Raw genomic sequence first — 18,069 nt, 5'->3', positions numbered from 1 at the left:
CGGGAAACGATCCGCAGCGCTGTCTTTCTTTATGCAAAGACGATCAAGTTGTCTCGGTGGATCGCGGGCTTCTCGGCCAAGTCTGCCAGCAAGCGGTTGCCGGCAATCTGGTCCTGGCGGCGTCCGGCTGCAAGCTCCAGCACGTCCGAATCGGCCTCGGCGATACCGCGGGCGACAACCATACCGCTCGGGTCGCACACGTCGAGCACATCGCCCTCGGCAAACGTGCCATCGACCTCGCGAATACCCACCGCAAGCAGGGAAGAACCGCGGCTGATCAGCGCCTTCGCGGCGCCGTCATCGACCGTCACCGAGCCATGCGCCTTGTCGCCCAGTGCAATCCACAGCTTGCGGGGCGCAATGTCCAGGCGCTCCGCCGGCGGATCGAACAGCGTGCCCACGCTCTCGCCGCGGGCAAGGCGCACGAGCGCATCGGGCTCCTCGCCCGAGCAAATCACGCTCTGAATGCCAGCCGTCATCAGGATGCGGCTCGCGCGGATCTTGGTAATCATGCCGCCTGTGCCAACCGATGTGGAAGAATCGCCCGCCGAGGCGATAATCTTGGCATCGATCTTATGCACGACCGGGACGAACTCGGCCGTGGGGTCCTCGTGCGGATTGGCGGTATAGAGGCCATCGATGTCCGAGAGCGTCACGCACAGGTCGGCAGAAACCAGGCAGCCCACAAGCGCCGCCAGCGTGTCGTTGTCGCCAAACTTGATCTCGTCGACGGTAACGGTGTCGTTCTCGTTGACGACCGGCACCACGCCCAGTTCCACCAGACGCAGCAGCGCGTCGCGCGCGTGCAGATAGGACGTGCGACGGGCCGTGTCGTGACGCGTGAGCAGCACGAGCGAGGTGAGCAGGTCGCGCGCATGGAACTCCTCGTCGTAGGCCGACGAGATGATGCACTGACCGGCCGAGGCGCAGGCCTGCAGGCTCGGCAGGTCACCGACCGGTTTGCGGTCAAAGCCCAGCACGGGATAGCCACAGGCAATGGCGCCCGAACTCACCACGACCAGACGCCAGCCGAGCTTGCGCAGGGCAGCAGCCTGATCGGCAAGCCCGCCGATAAAGGCGCGGTTGACCTTGCCATCGGCGCCCACCACCGTGGACGAACCGATCTTTACCACCATCGTTTTATAAGAAGTCGTCATACGTCAAACCAATCAACTGTTGAGGGTTCGGGCGGGCTGACGGCAGAGGGAACGTAATTCCGCCCTACACCCAACAAAATTAGCGAGCCCAGGGGAAGGCAGAAGCCGCGGCCATGTTCTTGCGCACGAGCTCGTCGCGCACCTGCGCTAGGCCCTGCTCCATGCCCACCACATAGGTCTGCGGGTACAGGAAGCGCTTGTAGACCGGATCCAGATGGTCCAGCGCCCAAGCGCAACGCTCGCGTGCGGCCTCGATGCTCTCGCGCGGGGCAACAGCGCTGCCGTCGCGCACGATCGGCGCCAGCAGCTCGCGATACTCAAGCTCGGACACGTCGGTCACCAGGGCGGCATCGTTCACGGCCACGAGGGTATTGCCGCGTGCGGCGCCCTTCCCCGCCAGATGGTCCTCGTCATAGATCATGTCGCAGACCGGGCCGCCAAAGCCGTCGTAATAGCGGCGCACGCGCTGCACGCCTGGAATCGTGCGCTTGTAGGGCTGCTCGGAGAGCTTGACCACCGGCGTCCACGGGTCCGCCTCGCTCGCACGGCGGGCGGAAAGCTTGTACACGCCGCCCAGCGCCGGTTGGTCGTAGCAGGTCGCGAGCTTGGTGCCCACGCCAAAGCTATCGATGGGCGCACCCTGGTCGAGCAGCGACTGAATCGTGTATTCATCCAGATCGTTGGAAACCGAGATCCCCACATAGGGCAGGCCCTCGGCATCGAAACGGCCGCGGACATACTTGGACAGCTTGGCGAGGTCGCCTGAGTCGATGCGAATGGCCGACAGACGCTCGCCCGCCGCCTCCATCTCCTTGGCAACCGTAATGGCATGCTCGCAGCCCTCGCGCACATCATAAGTGTCAATGAGCAGCGTGCAGTTCTTGGGGCTCGACTTGGCAAAGGCACGGAAGGCCTCGAGCTCGGAATCGAAGCTCATCACCCAGCTGTGCGCATGCGTGCCAAAGACGGGAATACCGTAGCGGCGACCGGCGAGCACATTGGACGTAGAGGAACAGCCGGCAACGTAGCTCGCGCGCGCGACGGCCAGGCCGCCATCGGGACCCTGGGCGCGGCGAAGGCCAAACTCGGCCACGGGACGGCCGTCCGCCGCCAGCACCACGCGCGCCGTCTTGGTGGCGACAAGCGTCTGGAAGCCGACGATGTTGAGCAGCGCCGTCTCGAGCAGCTGGCACTCCAGCGCGGGGCCGGTGACGCGCACCATGGGCTCGCGCGGAAAGACGAGCTCGCCCTCGGGGACGGCGTCGATGTTTACATGCGCACGAAAATCGCGCAGGTAGTCGAGGAATTCGGGCTTGAACATCGCGCCGCCGGCCGGGGCCTGGAGCGATGCGAGGTAGTCGATATCCTCGGGCGTAAAGCGAAGGTTCTCGACCAGCTCGGGCAGCTCAGCGGTGCCGCACATAACGGCGTAGGCGCTGCCAAACGGATGGTCACGGTAAAACGCGGTAAAACAGCCCTGCTCATTGGCCTTGCCGCTCTCCCACAGGCCCTGGGCCATAGTGAGCTCGTACAGATCGGTGAGCATTGCGATGTCGGTGGGATGCGAGATGTCGGTCAAAGCCATGGGGCGACCTTTCGGATGCGTTGTGCAGAGGTTGAGGGTTGGACGAGAGCAGAGCATGCGGACATGACGCCCGATGCAAATCGGTTAGAGCAGGCCCATGCTGGTCATGATCGTGTAGCCCATAAAGACGACAAACGCGACCAAGGCGAGCGCGATGATGATCTTTTGAGCCGGGGCCATACCGGGGATCTCGCCCTCGGCCGTGGGCTCCTTGGAAGTGACCATGCGCTGGGCAAACGTCATTTCGTCACGGCTCGGCTTGGGCTCGGCGGGCTTGGGGCGGGCGGCTTTCTTAGGCTGAGGCTTGGGTGCAGCAGGCGCAGGCTCGGATGCGGCCTTGGCAGCGGCCTCCTCGGCCTTCGCATGCTCGGCACGCAGGGCGGCCAGCTCCTCACGCTCGCGCCGGGCCTCTTCCTGGGCCTCGCGGCGGGCCTTCTCAGCGCGGAGCTCTTCCAACTCGGCGCGCTCCTCGTCGGACAATGGTTGGGAATCAAGCTCGGCCATGGTGCAGCCCTTTCTTTCAAAAAAAGCCGCCGACACAATGTCAGCGGCTTATCAAATCCAAGGGTGGAGACGAAGGGAGTCGAACCCTCGGCCTCTGCCATGCGACGGCAGCGCTCTCCCAACTGAGCTACGTCCCCAGGACAAGTTGATATTTTACCTACGGCTCGCCAACTGTCAACGCCCAATACCCAGTCTTTTTGGGACGGGGCTTTTTTGACTACTTTTCGGATGGTAGCTCGACCCCCACCGGGAGCAGTCTTTTTGGGACGGGGCTTTTTAGCTACCCAGGCAGATAGCGAAAACGATTTGGACGATTAACGGCAGGGGCAGCTAAAATAGCCCCGTCCCAAAAAGACTGCTCAAAAGCGCTACTTTGCGCTGGTGAGGACGCCGGTGGTGTCGAACGCTGGGGTAAAGCTCTCGTCTACCGCGCCGCCCTCTTGCCAGAACATCGTCGTAAAGCCCAGGTCGTCGGCATGGTCGAGCACCCGCTCGTACTCCTCGCGCGTCACGGCTCGCGCCAAGTCGCCGCCCTGCTCGCGCATGAGCGCGTTGGGCGTGTACTGGTTCATGACCGAGATCGGCACATCACCCACCGTCTGCCACACCAGGTCTAGCACGCGACACGAATCGTCCGCATGCCCCGGCAACACCAGGTGGCGCACGATCATGCCGCGCTTCATGAGCCCGTCCTCGTCCACCAGCTCTCCCCCACGGCGCTCAATCTCGCGCGCCATTTGCGCCAAACCCGACACGGCCACACGCGGGTAGTCCTTAATGTGGGAGAGCGACTGCGCAAGCCCCGCATCGGCATATTTAAAGTCGGTTAGCCACACATCGACCAGATCGCCGAGCGCCGCCACGGCACTCGCGCGCTCATAACCGCTTGTGTTGTAGACGATTGGAACAACCAGTCCGCGCGCCCGTGCCGCGGCAATCGCAGCCGGCAGCAGGTGCGCGTAGTGCGTCGCCGTCACCAAGTTAATATTGTTGGCACCCTGGTCCTGCAGCTCCAGCATAATCTCGACCAAACGCTGGGGCATAATCTCAAGCCCAAAATTGCCCGTCGAGATCTCGTGGTTCTGGCAATAGACGCATTTGAGCGAGCAGCCGCTAAAGAAGATCGTGCCCGAACCGGCCTCGCCCGAAATAGGCGGCTCCTCCCACATATGAAGCGCCGCACGGGCCACCTTGAGCGTGTCGTTAGCGCCACATGCGCCGCGTGCGCCCTCATCGCGCGCCGCACCGCAACGGCGCGGACACAAATGGCAGGCGGGCGAAAAAAGTTCGGTCAACGACGTCGGCATAAAAACATGCTCCAAAACAACGATTCAGCAGCTCAAACGCAAAAGGACCAACCGCGCAGACGGCTCGAGCCCAAGGCGCCGTAATCGTCCGACACGATTTTTGTAAAGTCAAGACTGGAATCGATAAAGTGCAGCTTTATGATGTAGCTATTCCGCCCCCCGCGGAGCAACTGGGTGAACCGTCGCGTTTATTTAGGGAGCCCACACAGTCGTACGTAGTACAGGTATCCTTCGTTGTTAAGGACGCTGGAACGGTCGATGAGGGCACCCACCTGTTTTAGGTGGGTTCATTTTCGTAACGTGGGGGGTGGTTTTCTTTTGCCGTTTTTGCCAAAAATAGCCATCGCAGATCCCGTATGACACCCAACGGCACTCGGCAGAACCCCCGCCACCATCCCAATATCTGGTAAGCACGTGATTATCGATTGGCGCGATTCCCCGCACCCCCTTTGGTCGAGTATCATGGGTCAGCTATACCCTTTGCGGCATGGCATCCTTTGACCTTTTCCTTCGACGCTTGGCGGTTTTTGATACATGGCTTCATCCACGAGCTACATACCGTTCCTTTGCGTGGCAGCCGCGGCATATATCACGACCTTCCTCACGGTGCCCCTGGTTAAACGTCTGGCAATCAAGCTCGACGCCGTTGACTATCCTTCAAAACGCCGTATCAACACCAAGCCCATCCCGCGCTTGGGAGGTACGGCGGTCTTTTTGGGCCTGGTCGTTGCCTGCATCGTTCAGATTATGGGCACCTGGCATCTGGGCTGGCCGCCCGTCTTGGTCCCGCATCCGCGCCTGCACATTAGCTACCCCATGCTAGCGCTTTCTTTTACCGTCATTTTTGCGACCGGCGCGATCGACGACGTCTTCCAGCTTAAGCCCAAGCAAAAGCTCGCCGGCCAGGTCCTCGCCGCGCTCATCGCCTGCGTGGGTGGCCTAAAAATCGGCGTCATCGTCAACCCGGTTGCCCCCGGCGAGATCATGCTCGGCTGGCTTGCCTACCCCATCACCGTGGTCTACCTGGTGGCGTTCACCAATATCATCAACCTCATCGACGGCCTTGACGGCCTGGCCACAGGCATCTGCGGCATCGCATCGTTCACGATGTTCTCGATGGCCGTTCTCTCGGGCCGCATCGATGCCGCCGCGCTCTCCATCGCGTTGTTTGGCGCCTGCCTGGCCTTCTTGCGCTACAACTTCAACCCCGCGAGCATCTTTCTGGGCGACTCGGGGTCGCTGCTGCTGGGCTTTGCGCTGGGTTCCATTTCGCTGCTTAATGTGAGCCGCACCGCCGCGCTCACCTCGCTTATCATTCCGCTCATCGTTGCCGGTGTGCCCATCATCGACACGTTTAGCGCCATCGTGCGCCGCAAGCGCGCCCACATTAGCATTGGGCAGGCCGACAAAGGCCACATCCACCACCGCCTCATTCAAGAGGGCTATAACCAAAAGCAGGCTGTGCTGCTTATCTATGCCTGGTGTGTCCTGCTTTCGGCCGGTGCGGCCGCCATCAACCAGGTCGAAGTCCCCATGCGCGTGCTCATCTTTACCGTCCTTGGCATTGGCTCGGCAGCCTTCGCCAAGCACCTGCACCTGTTTGAGCCCGTGCTACGCCACCATTACAACAAGCGCACGCACGAAGACGAGCTGATAACCCCCGACGACCCCGCCTTTAAGCAGGAGGAGCAAGCGGCCGAGGAGCGTAAGGAAGAGCGCCACCACAGGCATTAAGGTTTGCTGCAGAAGGTCACTCTGCTTACCGTCGGCCGCTCGTGACCGCGCCTCGACCGCCACGCATGTCTCGCCTTACCACCCCCTTGCCCACTTTCGCCCGCCCCTCTCAATAAACGCGTTATCATCTTGACCCATGAACATACGTTAGGAGCAATCATGCCAAACGAGAACAGCTACGAAGTCGCGCTGCAAAAGAGCAACGCCATTCGCGAGGGCCTGGCCAAGACGCCCGAGAAGTTCACCATGCTTTCCGGCGACCGCCCCACCGGCCGTCTGCACCTAGGCCACTACTTTGGCACCCTCAAGGGCCGCGTGGAGTTGCAGAATATGGGCGCCAAGACCAACGTGCTCATTGCCGACTACCAGGTCATCACCGACCGCGACACCACCGAGCACATCCAGGACAACGTGTATAACATGGTCATGGACTACCTTGCCTGCGGTATCGACCCCGACAAGACCATGATCTACACGCACTCCGCCGTGCCCGCCGCCAACCAGCTCATGCTGCCGTTCCTGTCGCTGGTCTCCGAGGCCGAGCTGGCGCGCAACCCCACCGTCAAGGCCGAGATGGAGGCCTCGGGCCACGAGCTCACCGGCCTTCTGCTCACCTATCCGGTACACCAGGCCTGCGACATCCTGTTCTGCAAGGGTAACGTTGTGCCCGTCGGTCGCGACCAGCTGCCGCACATCGAGCTCACCCGTACCATCGCCCGCCGCTTTAACAACCGCTACGGCAAGGTGTTCCCCGAGGTCGACGCGCTGCTGTCCGAGGCCCCGCTGCTGCCCGGCCTGGACGGCCGCAAGATGAGCAAGAGCTACGGCAACGCCATCAATATCTCGATGACCGCCGAGGAGACGGCCAAGCGCATCAAGAAGAGCCAGACCGACTCCGAACGCATGATTACGTTTGATCCCGAGAACCGCCCCGGCGTGTCCGGCCTGCTTTCGACCGCCGCCATCTGCACTGGCCGTTCCGAGGTCGAGATTGCCGAGGAGATTGGCATGGGTGGCTCCGGCCAGCTCAAGAAGTACGTGACCGAGGCCGTCAACGGGTACTTCGCACCGATCCGCGAGCGTCGCCAGCGCTACGAGAACGACCTGGACTATGTGAAGGACGTGCTGCACGAGGGCAACCGTCGTGCCAACGAGATCGCCGAGCAGACCCTGGCCGAGGTTCAGGACGCCATGGGCATGGTGTACTAGTCGAGAGCAATAAACAACACTCAAACTAAACCGCCGCGATTGGCACAATCCTCGTTGCGACGGTTTTGTTTTCTTCAGAGGTCGGTCGCCGAGATATTCAGCCGCTTGGCAGAACCCCTAAGTCGCAAGCACCTTGAGGCTATATCCTGTTAAGCAATGACACCCTATTGTTTAACATGCGGCAGCTTTTACGGCAGACCCGACCGACCGGAAGGAGTCCCATGAGCTCAGTTGCGTTTTGTACCTGCAACGACCGGAAATGCCCATTTAACCCTGTCAACCACGAGAAGGGCTGCACACCGTGTATCGCTAAGAATCTGCACGAGCACGAGATTCCAACATGCCTGTTCAACGCGATTTCTCCCGATCGGCTTGAGGCCGATAAAGACGAGTGGTCGTGGCAAGCGTTCGCGCGGCATGTAGAAGCATATCTGGGAAGCGACAGCCCAAGAATCCCCGCAGGCGAAGAAGCGCCGCAGGGATTTACCAAGATCGGTTGCTGTAAGCGGGACTAACAATCAAAGTTAGTGCCCCCCCTAAAACCAAACGTCAGTACCTCATTATGGGATAACAGACCTGATGGGTTTGCCCCATGCCTACAGGAAAGCGCCCGCCGACCATGGCAGCCGACGGGCGCTTTCCTGAAGTACACCGTTGAATCGCACAGAGGGGAGGAATGCGAATCAAACTCAACAGGGCAGGCTTTTTCATCGCCTATTGCCTGCTCCGTTGCTGCATACAATATAGTTCGCCTTTGTTTACTTTACAGCGTCAAATCGTGCCGCCACACCTTCTGCATAAGTTAACCCCGTTAAACCTGCCAATTAGGGACAGGTTTATTTTGGCAGGTTTTATCTGGGGAAACATCAATGGAGCCAGCGTTCCGCCACAAAGAGGACAGGCACCTTTGTGGTGGTTTTGGCCACGGCAGAGCCGCTAGAGCCCTGCTGGCCAACGACAGGCGGCCAAGTCGACGTGCATGGGGTCGACAAACGTCACGCCCTCCCCCAGCAGAAGTTCGCGCTGAGCATCGGGGCCGCCAAACGCAAAGCCCTCGCAAATGCTGCCATCGGCAAACACCACACGATGGCAGGGAATCTGACCAGGGCGCGGATTGCTGTGCAGCGCATAGCCCACGTACCGCGCACTTCGTGGACGGCCGGCGAGCAGCGCCACCTGGCCGTACGTGGCAACCATCCCCTCAGGGATCTGCTCGACTACCTCGTACACCCGCTCAAAAAAGCCCTCAGACGCCATCGATGCTCCTTTCCGCCCGCAACAGCATAAATCAAATGATCCCTCGGGGACGGCAGGGTTGCGGATCATTTGCGGCCTCCGTGCGGCCGATGGTCCGCAACCCCGTCATCGCCGAGGAATCACATGGCATGGCAGGTAGCGTTTGCCCAGATAAAACCTGCCAAAATAAACCTGTCCCTTTTTGGCAGGTCGGTTAGTTGGCAGGCTGGAAGAAGGCTACGGCTACGGCACCGGGGCCTACATGGGTGCCGATGGTGGCGCCGATGGTGTGAACGGGCAGCTCGCCCTCGGTGTGGCCAGCCCACAGCGCGGCGCTGTCCTCGATATACTTCTTGAGCACCGCATCCGAAAGGCCCGTATAGCCGAGCGCCAGCGGCATGGAAAAGTCGACGCCGCCCGCCTTTTCGATCTTTTGGTTCAGCAGGTTGCGACCGTTCTTGGAACCGCGCGCCTTGCCCAGCTGCACGATCAGACCGTCCTCGACGGCCACCACGGGCTTTACGTTGAGCAGCGCACCCACGGCGCCGGCCGCAGCAGACAGGCGACCGCCGCGCACCAGGTACTCCAGCGTCTCGAGCAGGCCGATAACCACCACGCGGTCGCGCACGGCCTCGACCGCCGCCGCGATCTGGGCCGCGCTACGGCCCTCGTCCACCAAGCACAGGGCATACTCGACCAGCACGCGCTCGCCCAGGGTGACGTTGTTGCTGTCTACCACGAACACATCGCCGCCCGGGGCCTCGGCAAGTGCGGTACGGGCACTCTGATTGGTGCCGGAAAGCTTAGCGCCCACGGTAATAATCACGGCCTCATCGCCGGCTTCACGAACCTCGGCGATAGCCTGCGAAAACGCGTACGGGTTGACCTGACCGGTCTTGGGCAGCTCATCGCGCTCCACGAGCATCTCGTAAAAGCGCTGGTGATCGATGTCGACGCCATCCATGTACACATCGGTACCAAAGGTGACGGACAGTGGCAAAACAGCCAGTGCCGGGTGCTCCGCCGGCGACATATCGCTTGCGGAATCGGTAATAATGCGGACGGACATAGCGAATCCTTTCTTGCGCAGGTCCCGCGCAGGGAATTTTGACAGCAATGCCCCGGCACGGTATACGCGCTCAAACGGGACGATGCAGTTGTTAATGGGAAGCAAATGCCTAGGCTGCCCTACAGCTCGCGCAGGGTGTCGAGAATCGTACGCAGCGACGCGTACATCTGCTCGCGCTGCTCCACGCCCATGGCCTTGCCGGTGGCGTCGAGCACCTCGCGAATAATACGATCGGCCTCATTCATGCTCTCGCCGCCCAACGTGGTCAGGCGAACCGGGGCGCGATACTTAACGGCGGCATCGCCCGAATCGTCGACCTCGACGTAGCCGCCCTCTTCCAGATGCGCCAGCGTGCGCGAGACGGCAGCGCGGGTCACGCCTGCCATGCGGGCGAGGTCGGCACCAGTCAGGCCGTCCTTGCTGCGCTCAAGATAGTACAGGCACATGATATCGGAACCCTTAAGACCCAGCCTTGCTCCCTCAGATGCCTTAATGCGCTGGATCTCCTTGTAGAGCCCGCTAATCAGTCCGACAAAATCCTCAAAACGTGTCTCGTCGTTCTGCTGCATGGGAGACGACCGCCTTTCGCTTGCATGATGCTAACGGGTAAACATCTTAGCCGCATGCCCGAACCCCCGTACCCAAATATCGCAATTGTTAACCCATCAACATAAAAACCACCACAAAGGGAACAGCACCTTTGTGGTGGTTTGTGTGGCGGTTTGGCCCGAGCTAGAGTTCCACGCGCGGGTTATCGCGGGTCACAAGCGTCTTAACGACAACCGTCGCTCCCAGATAGCGCTCAAGCAGCTCGGCCAAGCGATCGATCGCGGCCTGACAGTCCCCCATTCGCTCGGGCTCTACACACTCAATCGCCAGGAACGCATCGGCAGAATCGTCGGACAGAGCCGTTCGAACGCCGTCGCGCCAGTTCCAGCAGCGGCACACGGCGCCCGCATCATCGATGTAGGCGAGCTCGCCGGGCAGCGTCGGATCATCTGCCTCCTCGCCAAGCGGCAGGAACGCATCGCCACCGTCGGTCACCTTCAAGCGAAGGTCTCCCTCAATCGCGTGCAAATCCTCGCCTCCCACGGGCAGCGCGTAGGTCAGCGACACCGTGTTGTAAATATCCACCGCCGGTGTGATATGACCGACCGGCTTGCCCTTGAGCACGCGCTTGAGCAAGTTCTCGATTGAGCAGCGGGCGCCCCTTTTAGTCTTGAACAGGCGATAGGCCTCGCGCCAAGCCTTGACCGGCGCGTTCTCGCTGATGGTATCGCTTGTCAGATGACGCTCCGCATCGATATTGGCGCGATCGAGCAGCGCCGCAATCGCGTCCACGTCCTCTTGAGGAATCTGAGCCGCGGGCTTCATGCCCTCCACGACCACAACACCGACCGCCGCCTGTGGAAATAGCTCCCAAAATGAATCCTCGGCAACAAAGCTCTTCATACGTGCTCCTTTCATTGTGCGCGCCCGAGCGAGGGCACCTAAACAAAAAGCGCCCTTACAACGGCCACCTTCAAAGTCCTACGGTGCCGTCACAAGAGCGCTTACGCTGTCCCCATCCGGAGAAGGGGACGATATGTCAGGCGCATTGTAACCCGAGTCATCCACACGAGCAAAACCACCACAAAGGCGCCTGCCTCTTTGTGGTGGATATGGACTCGAGGCGACGCTAGTGGCGGAGTCCCAGTAGGCCGCGGCCGCGATGACGGGCCTCGGCGGACACCTGAGCGTGCGGGCCGGCGGCCTTGACGGACTCGGGCAGGTGCGAGTACTTCTTCTCGAAGTTCTCCTCGAACATCACCGCCAGGTTGTGCGCGGCCTCGTCGTAGCGCGCTGTGCTCTGCCAGTACTGGCGCGGCACCAGGATGCCGTCCGGCACACCGTGGCACGTGGTGGGAATGTCGACATTAAAGATATCGTCGTGCAAGAACTCGCTGTCCTCGATGGTACCGTCGAGGGCGCGTGCGACCAGGGCGCGCGTGTAGGCAAGCTCGATGCGATGGCCCACGCCATAACCGCCGCCAATCCAGCCGGTGTTGAGCAGATAGACGCGGGTGCGACCGTCGGCGATACGCTCGCCGAGCATCTTGGCGTAGACCATGGGGTCGAGCGGCATAAACGGCTCTCCGAACAGCGAGGAGAACGTGGGCGTGGGCTCGGTGACGCCGACCTCGGTACCGGGGATCTTTGCGGTGAAGCCCGTCACAAAGTGATACATGGCGGCATCGGCCGTCAGGCGCGAGATAGGCGGCAGCACGCCAAAGGCATCGCAGGTCAAAAACAGCACGACGCTCGGGGTGGTGCCCATGCCCTTGGTCCACGCGTTGGGGATATGCTCGACGGGATAGGCAACGCGCGTGTTGTGCGTGATCGAGACGTCATCGTAGTTGGGCTTGCGGTTCTCGTCGAGCACCACGTTTTCGCAGATCGCGCCAAAGCGAACGGCATTGAAGATCTCGGGCTCGTGAAACTCGTCCAAGCCCTCGCACTTGGCGTAGCAGCCTCCCTCGATGTTGAAGATGCCCATGTCGGACCAACCGTGCTCGTCGTCGCCGATCAGCAGGCGCGTGGGATTGGCCGAAAGCGTGGTCTTGCCGGTGCCGGACAGGCCAAAGAACACGGCGGTCTCGTGCGTGACGGGATCCATGCTGGCCGAGCAATGCATGGGCAGCACATCGTCCTCGACGGGCAGCAGGTAATTCATGACGCTGAAGATGGACTTTTTAATCTCACCGGAGTAGCCGGTGCCGGCAACCAGAATCACGCGCTCCTGGAAGTTGATGACCACGGCGGCGCTGGAGTTGAGGCCCTTGATGGCGGGGTCGCACTGGTACCCGGGTGCCGCGAGCACGCAAAAGTCCGGCTCGCCGGTGCGCGCAATTTCGCGAGCGAGCGGACGGGCGAGCATCTGCTTAATGAAGAGCGCCTGGCTCGCGCGCTCGCAGGCAACGAGCAGGCGACGCGTGTGGTTGCGGTCGGCACCCGCCATGCCGCGCGTGACGAACACGTCGCGCTCGTTGAGGTAGTCAACGATGCCGGCCTTGATGGCCTCGTAGCTCTCAATCGAAAGCGGGCGGTTGACGGCGCCCCAGGCGATCTTGTCGTGAACATCGGGGGTGTCAACGATAAAGCGGTCGTTGGGAGAACGGCCGGTGCGCTCCCCCGTCTCGATTACCAGCGCGCCGTTGGATGCCATGCGGCCCTCTTCACGGCGGATGGCGTGCTCGACGAGCTCCGCAGCAGGTAGATCGACCAGCAGACGCGGCTGATTCTCGGCGGGATCTTCGACCAGCGTAATACCATAGTTGGACAGAACTTCTGCAGGGGTAACACCAGGCATGGGGCCTCCTTTAAAAACGCGCCTCGCGGGCGCGGCGCGCACTTTACTCACGTAAAGCCCGTTGTACCCGATATGCAAAAACGCTTTTGCGGCAAGGGCGGCAAGCCCGCCCAACGGTCAAAAATCCCAGGCAAGCGGCCTAGTCATTGAGTAGTCATTGGGGACGTTCTTAAACGACGAGTCGTTGGGGATACTCTTGAACAGGCAACATTCAAGGAGTGTCCCCGGATGCCGGCACAAAAGGAGCGTCCCTAAGTGCCAACTATAGCGGCAGGCCTTGGCCGAGCATGGCGATGGCGCTCATAAGGACCAGCATGCCGGCGGCGTAGGGCAGGACGGCGCCCAGGAGCTCGGCATCCTTGCCGCGTACGTGCACGGCGGCCAGGCCGATGGCAAGCGTCTGCGGCGAGATCATCTTGCCGGCGGCGACGCCAAGCGCGTTCAGCGCGACCATCCAGTAGTCGCTCACGCCCAGCGCGGTGGCAGCCTGGCTCTGGATGGGACCAAACAGCATGCCAGAAGACGTGCCCGAACCGGTCACGAACGCACCGACCGCGCCGATCCACGGAGCCAGAATCGGGTACAGGCCACCGGCGACCGCAATGCAAAACGCGCTGATCGAAGAGATCATGCCCGCATAGCCCATAACCTTGGCACAGCCCAGAACCGAAAGCATGGTAATGACCGTCGGCATCATCTGCTTGACGGTCGCGGCCAGCACCTTGCCCATCATGCGCGGCGAAGCACCCTGAATGGCGCCGCCGACAAACGCCGCCAGGAAAATCCAGACGCCCGGCGTGTTGATCCACGAAAACGTGAGCGTGCCGGGGTTCTCGCCGCAATACACCTGCACCTGGCTCGCAAACGGTGCGAGCGCAGCATGCACGGCAGGCACCAGGTTAGACGTTCCCAACAGCAGCACAAAGATCAAAATGAAGCACGACCAAGCCGAAAGCGCCGACTTAGCGGTGAGCTGCTCGCCGGCCTCGATATTCATGTGGAAGCGTGCGTCCAGATGCCCCGACTTCTCGGCACGCATGGCAAGCGCAGCTGTCAGCGCGAGCGAAACGATGGAACCGACGACGACGGCAAGCTCGGGACCCACAAACATAGCAACGACAAGCGCCGCACCGGCAAAGGACACGCCGGAGAGCACGGCGATGCCCGCCACGCCGTTCAGGCGCTCGGCAACGCCCGCAACATTACCCTGGTCATCGGCGACACGACCCGCAACCAGCACGATAAACAACGGCATCATCGCAAAGAAAGGCGCCAGCTGCACCATCTGAACGGTCGCCAAATGTAGCGGATCCAGGCCCACCAGACCGGCAACGGACACCGTGGGAATGCCAATGGAGCCGTAGGGCGTGGGCACGCCGTTGGCCAGCAGACAGATGAGCACGGCGGGCACGGCCTCAAAGCCCAGGCCCGCGAGCATGCCGGCGGGAATAGCAACGGCGGTGCCAAAACCGGCCATGCCCTCCATAAAGCCACCAAAGCACCAGGCCACAAGCAGCGCCAGAAGACGGCGATCGCTGCTGATGGAGGTGATCATGCTGCCGATCACGTCCATGGCGCCCGTGCGAACGCACAGGTTATACGTGAACACCGCGGCGATGATTACCAAAACGATGGGCCACAGGGCCATCAAAAAGCCTTCGAGCGAGGCGGTCGCAATCTGCGCTGCCGGCAGGTGCCACCATGCGAAGGCAAGCACGCACGAGAGGACAAACGATCCGATGGCGGCTTTCCAAGCTGGCCATTTAAAGCACAGCAGCATCACGACAAGCCAAATGATCGGCACAAGAGCCAGCAAGAATGCGGCGACGTCCATAGGTAGAAGCTCCTTGGTGCCGCGCGGGCGGCATCGTGGTATCACATAACTTCAACAGGATACCGCACGCTCACCGACAATTTACTGCCGCCCCCCGAAAATATTGAACAATCCGTTCAAAAACATGAGTGACACCGTCGCGTCTATACTAGAACGCAGCAATAGAAAGGACCCGCCTTGAGCATCTCGCCCCTCGATAGCATCCGCCGCGCCATCGCCCGCCGCAACGGCATCGCCAACCCCGCTATATCGAGAGGCGGCACCGCAAAGGCCCAGGGCGGCCGCATCGAGAACGGCCTCTTCCCCGCCTCCCACACGGCCGAAGAGCTCGCGCGTATCCAGGAGCTGAGTCAGCGTAACGCCGGCGGGCCAAATAGCGGCCAAGCCACACGCCGTCGGCGCGAGCGCGATCGCGAGCCCGGTCCCGTCCGCCGTATGGTCAACGCCTGGTGGAACCGCCTGCTCGGTGCCGTCTACGGCGGCGGTTTCTCCATGCAGGAAGCCGAATACGAGGAGCACGCCACCCGCCGCGACTATCTCTGGAACACCCTCGGCACCGCCGTGTGGGGCATGGCGTTTCCGCTGCTCACTATCGTGTCTACGCAGCTCGTGGGGGCCGAAGAAGCCGGCAAGTTCTCCATCGCCTTTGTCACCGGCACGCTCATCATGATCGCGTGCAATTACGGCGTGCGCAATTTTCAGGTCTCGGACATCGACGAGAAGACGTCCTTTGCCTCCTACCAGCTCAACCGCTGGCTTTGCGGAGCTCTCGCCCTAGGCTGCGGCCTCATGTACAGCAGCGCCCGCGGCTATGACGCGCAGATGGCGACGATCGGCCTGGGCGTCTACCTCTATAAGGTGATCGACGGCATCGCCGACGTGTACGAGGGCCGCCTGCAGCAGGCCGACAAGCTCTATTTGGCCGGCATGAGCCAAACGCTGCGCTCCGTCGGCGTCATCGCGGTCTTTAGCGTGGCGCTGTTCCTTACGCGCAGCATGCCCATTGCGGCCATGGCCATGGGCGTCGCCGCCATTGCCTCACTCGTGCTGGTCACCGCCCCGCTCGCCCTGCTCGAAACCGAAAAATCGCGTCGCGTGAGCATACGCGAAGTCGGCCGCCTTTTTGCGCAGTGCGCCCCGCTCTTTGGCGCGCTCTTTTTGTTTAACCTTATCGAGAGCATGCCCAAATTTGTGATGGAAGGCACGCTGGCCTACAAATATCAGCTGTACTTTAATGCCCTATTCTTTCCGGCGCAGGCCATTTTGCTGAGCATTGGATTTATCTATAAACCGCAGCTCTTGCGTTTGTCGAGCATTTGGGCTAACCCGCGCAAGCGTCGCCGCTTTGACTTAATTATTGTCGCCGTCATGGCGCTGATCTTGGGTTTCACTGGCGCATGCGCCGCGTTTATGGCAGGCCCCGGCATTCCCCTTATGAGCTTTATGTACGGCCTCAACTTTGAGCGCTACCACACATTGGCGCTGCTGATGGTCGTCGCCGGCGGCATCACCGCAGCCATCGATTTTATCTACGCCATTATCACAGTGCTGCGCCACGCCGGCGATGTCACCAAGATCTACCTCATTTGCTTTGCCGTGAGCGTGGTGGTGCCGATGGTCCTCATCAACCTACTGGGGCTAATGGGTGCCGTCGTGAGCTACCTGGCTATCATGGCCCTACTGCTGGTGCTGTTGATTGTCGAGTACGCCCACATTCGCCAGCGCATAGAACGAGCCCGCAACCCGTACGGTGTCTAATTAGCTGCCTCGGCCACCGGAATTTGCGATGGAATTACCCGGGCTGGGGTCTTGTTGCGGACAATATGCATCACGCAAAACTAAGTGAGTAGACTTTTACCGAATCCCCGACCACACCGACAAAGTACAAGTCTGTGACCTGCGGTTTTGTTGAAGCAAACATGTTGGGTGCTCAGCATTTCCAAAATAGTCTACTCACTTAGCCAGCGGGCAGCCAAATGATTATGTAATCCCCGCCCCAGAAAAATCATTTGATGGGCAGAAGGGCAAAAGTAGTCAAAAAAGCCCCGTCCCAAATTAGCTACCCTTTGCACCGATTATTCGCCGGGCAGAATGTTTGCATAGAACTCCGCCCCGTCGTCTAGGCGCAGAATGCCTACACGGCCGAACTCGGAGCCGGTGGCGGCGGCGCAGTCGATGTCGATGCGGTCGGGAACGCCGGCGGTATCCTCGCCGCCCAGGCGCACCATCTGTCCGCGCCCCGACTCCTCATCGAGTCCCGCCAGGCCGCCTACCTCGCAATAGCGCCCGAGCGACACCGTGGGCGTGTGGCCGCTCACCACGACCGGACCCTTGCCCTCGGCAGACAGCAGCCCCGTCGGGGCATCCCAATAGCCATGGCGAATCCACAGCAAGTCATCGGACGACTGCACGGCGAGCATTTGCTGCAGCAACTCGCTATCGGCATCGACCGCTCCCCTGCCGTCACCGCAATCGGCACCATGCTCAAGCAAAAACGCACGCGCTGCCTCGGTCTGAATACCGGCGTGCACCAGCAGATACGGACGCTCGGCAGTCTCTGCCACCGCATAGAGCGGCAGGGCGGCAGCCCAGCGCACCAGCTCCTCGTATGCCTCAAACTCCATTTCGTTGAGCTGCTGGCGCGTGGTCCAACCGCCGTTGATATCCCAGGTCTCGGCATCAAGCGGGTCCTGGCCAATGATCGCGTCGAGCATAATCTGCTCGTGGTTGCCCTTAAGCACGCGAGCGTTGGGCAGCGATCGCACCAAGTTGATGACGCCGACCGGATCGGGCCCGCGATCGATCATGTCGCCCAACACGTACAGCGTGTCGTCGGACGCCAGCGAAATCTTGGAAAGGGCCTCGTCCAGCGCGCGCACGTGCCCGTGAGCATCAGATGTCACATAGATCGCCATGGAACGCCTTTCCCTGCATTACGGCCGAAGCCCGGAGCCACAACTAAAACTTCAAGTTGAACTTAAACGTTATCCATTGTACTCCGTTGCAATAAAGCTGGGAAGGGCCACGCGTCGCCAACGGTCGTTAGCAGCCGCACGCCCGCGCGCGCCGTTCTCGGTGCACCGCC

Annotated in this window: 15 protein-coding genes and 1 tRNA gene; 4 read left to right on the top strand and 12 right to left on the bottom strand. The window is 61.2% G+C overall.

Annotated elements, in window-relative coordinates; all coding sequences use genetic code 11:
- Nucleotides 1–29: 29 nt before the first annotated feature.
- The 5 genes from proB to ACQRAJ_RS01040 form a co-directional block, all read right to left on the bottom strand.
- Nucleotides 30–1,157 (bottom strand): glutamate 5-kinase, encoded by a 1,128-nt coding sequence (proB, locus tag ACQRAJ_RS01060; RefSeq protein ID WP_427727946.1) that lies wholly within the window; start codon nt 1,155–1,157, stop codon nt 30–32.
- Nucleotides 1,158–1,236: 79 nt separating this feature from the next.
- On the bottom strand, nt 1,237–2,742 hold the full coding sequence (locus tag ACQRAJ_RS01055; protein ID WP_427747466.1) for a nicotinate phosphoribosyltransferase: 1,506 nt from the start codon (nt 2,740–2,742) through the stop codon (nt 1,237–1,239).
- 84 nt (nt 2,743–2,826) lie between these two features.
- A complete protein-coding gene (locus ACQRAJ_RS01050) occupies nt 2,827–3,246 on the bottom strand; it encodes a hypothetical protein (RefSeq protein ID WP_427747465.1) in 420 nt (139 codons plus the stop codon).
- Between the two features lie 64 nt (nt 3,247–3,310).
- Nucleotides 3,311–3,383: transfer RNA gene (locus ACQRAJ_RS01045), tRNA-Ala, on the bottom strand.
- Between the two features lie 231 nt (nt 3,384–3,614).
- Nucleotides 3,615–4,553, bottom strand: a complete 939-nt coding sequence (locus ACQRAJ_RS01040) for a radical SAM protein (RefSeq protein WP_427747464.1) — start codon at nt 4,551–4,553, stop codon at nt 3,615–3,617.
- A 534-nt stretch (nt 4,554–5,087) separates the two neighbouring features.
- Between ACQRAJ_RS01040 and ACQRAJ_RS01035 the strand changes: the two genes are divergently transcribed.
- From ACQRAJ_RS01035 to ACQRAJ_RS01025, 3 genes are all read left to right on the top strand, one after another.
- Nucleotides 5,088–6,287, top strand: coding sequence for an MraY family glycosyltransferase (locus tag ACQRAJ_RS01035; RefSeq protein WP_427747463.1), 1,200 nt, complete (start codon nt 5,088–5,090; stop codon nt 6,285–6,287).
- Between the two features lie 159 nt (nt 6,288–6,446).
- Nucleotides 6,447–7,496: a tryptophan--tRNA ligase gene (trpS, locus tag ACQRAJ_RS01030; RefSeq protein ID WP_427747462.1), complete on the top strand. Its 1,050-nt coding sequence runs from the start codon at nt 6,447–6,449 to the stop codon at nt 7,494–7,496.
- A 221-nt stretch (nt 7,497–7,717) separates the two neighbouring features.
- Nucleotides 7,718–8,011, top strand: coding sequence for a DUF6485 family protein (locus tag ACQRAJ_RS01025; protein ID WP_195838532.1), 294 nt, complete (start codon nt 7,718–7,720; stop codon nt 8,009–8,011).
- A 421-nt stretch (nt 8,012–8,432) separates the two neighbouring features.
- Here ACQRAJ_RS01025 and ACQRAJ_RS01020 read toward each other — a convergent pair whose 3' ends face one another.
- From ACQRAJ_RS01020 to ACQRAJ_RS00995, 6 genes are all read right to left on the bottom strand, one after another.
- Nucleotides 8,433–8,753 carry an MGMT family protein gene (locus tag ACQRAJ_RS01020; protein WP_427747461.1) on the bottom strand — a complete coding sequence of 107 codons (321 nt, stop codon included), beginning with the start codon at nt 8,751–8,753 and terminating at the stop codon, nt 8,433–8,435.
- A 193-nt stretch (nt 8,754–8,946) separates the two neighbouring features.
- Nucleotides 8,947–9,801 (bottom strand): DegV family protein, encoded by an 855-nt coding sequence (locus ACQRAJ_RS01015; RefSeq protein ID WP_427747460.1) that lies wholly within the window; start codon nt 9,799–9,801, stop codon nt 8,947–8,949.
- 119 nt (nt 9,802–9,920) lie between these two features.
- On the bottom strand, nt 9,921–10,370 hold the full coding sequence (locus ACQRAJ_RS01010; RefSeq protein WP_154515655.1) for a MarR family winged helix-turn-helix transcriptional regulator: 450 nt from the start codon (nt 10,368–10,370) through the stop codon (nt 9,921–9,923).
- Between the two features lie 163 nt (nt 10,371–10,533).
- On the bottom strand, nt 10,534–11,253 hold the full coding sequence (locus ACQRAJ_RS01005; RefSeq protein ID WP_427747459.1) for a B3/B4 domain-containing protein: 720 nt from the start codon (nt 11,251–11,253) through the stop codon (nt 10,534–10,536).
- A 226-nt stretch (nt 11,254–11,479) separates the two neighbouring features.
- A complete protein-coding gene (gene pckA / locus ACQRAJ_RS01000; RefSeq protein ID WP_427747458.1) occupies nt 11,480–13,150 on the bottom strand; it encodes a phosphoenolpyruvate carboxykinase (ATP) in 1,671 nt (556 codons plus the stop codon).
- A gap of 262 nt (nt 13,151–13,412) precedes the next feature.
- Nucleotides 13,413–14,984: an L-lactate permease gene (locus ACQRAJ_RS00995; RefSeq protein WP_154515661.1), complete on the bottom strand. Its 1,572-nt coding sequence runs from the start codon at nt 14,982–14,984 to the stop codon at nt 13,413–13,415.
- 177 nt (nt 14,985–15,161) lie between these two features.
- Here ACQRAJ_RS00995 and ACQRAJ_RS00990 point away from each other — a divergent pair, with 177 nt between their 5' ends.
- Entirely contained in the window at nt 15,162–16,742 is a 1,581-nt protein-coding gene (locus tag ACQRAJ_RS00990) for a lipopolysaccharide biosynthesis protein (protein WP_427747457.1), read from the top strand.
- A gap of 317 nt (nt 16,743–17,059) precedes the next feature.
- Here ACQRAJ_RS00990 and ACQRAJ_RS00985 read toward each other — a convergent pair whose 3' ends face one another.
- On the bottom strand, nt 17,060–17,899 hold the full coding sequence (locus tag ACQRAJ_RS00985) for a metallophosphoesterase (RefSeq protein WP_427747456.1): 840 nt from the start codon (nt 17,897–17,899) through the stop codon (nt 17,060–17,062).
- Between the last annotated feature and the right edge of the window lie 170 nt (nt 17,900–18,069).

Origin of the sequence: Collinsella sp. SGI.184, from assembly GCF_050313415.1 — a bacterium.
GTDB lineage: Bacteria > Actinomycetota > Coriobacteriia > Coriobacteriales > Coriobacteriaceae > Collinsella.
Note: the sequence above shows the minus strand (reverse complement) of the source record. Positions and strands in the feature narration are given on the sequence as shown.

Bases quoted from the DNA above. Each gene is read 5' to 3' on its own strand.
- proB (WP_427727946.1), bottom strand. From the start codon at position 1,157: ATGACGACTTCTTATAAAACGATGGTGGTAAAGATCGGTTCGTCCACG.
- ACQRAJ_RS01055 (WP_427747466.1), bottom strand. From the start codon at position 2,742: ATGGCTTTGACCGACATCTCGCATCCCACCGACATCGCAATGCTCACC.
- ACQRAJ_RS01050 (WP_427747465.1), bottom strand. From the start codon at position 3,246: ATGGCCGAGCTTGATTCCCAACCATTGTCCGACGAGGAGCGCGCCGAG.
- ACQRAJ_RS01040 (WP_427747464.1), bottom strand. From the start codon at position 4,553: ATGCCGACGTCGTTGACCGAACTTTTTTCGCCCGCCTGCCATTTGTGT.
- ACQRAJ_RS01035 (WP_427747463.1), top strand. From the start codon at position 5,088: ATGGCTTCATCCACGAGCTACATACCGTTCCTTTGCGTGGCAGCCGCG.
- trpS (WP_427747462.1), top strand. From the start codon at position 6,447: ATGCCAAACGAGAACAGCTACGAAGTCGCGCTGCAAAAGAGCAACGCC.
- ACQRAJ_RS01025 (WP_195838532.1), top strand. From the start codon at position 7,718: ATGAGCTCAGTTGCGTTTTGTACCTGCAACGACCGGAAATGCCCATTT.
- ACQRAJ_RS01020 (WP_427747461.1), bottom strand. From the start codon at position 8,753: ATGGCGTCTGAGGGCTTTTTTGAGCGGGTGTACGAGGTAGTCGAGCAG.
- ACQRAJ_RS01015 (WP_427747460.1), bottom strand. From the start codon at position 9,801: ATGTCCGTCCGCATTATTACCGATTCCGCAAGCGATATGTCGCCGGCG.
- ACQRAJ_RS01010 (WP_154515655.1), bottom strand. From the start codon at position 10,370: ATGCAGCAGAACGACGAGACACGTTTTGAGGATTTTGTCGGACTGATT.
- ACQRAJ_RS01005 (WP_427747459.1), bottom strand. From the start codon at position 11,253: ATGAAGAGCTTTGTTGCCGAGGATTCATTTTGGGAGCTATTTCCACAG.
- pckA (WP_427747458.1), bottom strand. From the start codon at position 13,150: ATGCCTGGTGTTACCCCTGCAGAAGTTCTGTCCAACTATGGTATTACG.
- ACQRAJ_RS00995 (WP_154515661.1), bottom strand. From the start codon at position 14,984: ATGGACGTCGCCGCATTCTTGCTGGCTCTTGTGCCGATCATTTGGCTT.
- ACQRAJ_RS00985 (WP_427747456.1), bottom strand. From the start codon at position 17,899: ATGGCGATCTATGTGACATCTGATGCTCACGGGCACGTGCGCGCGCTG.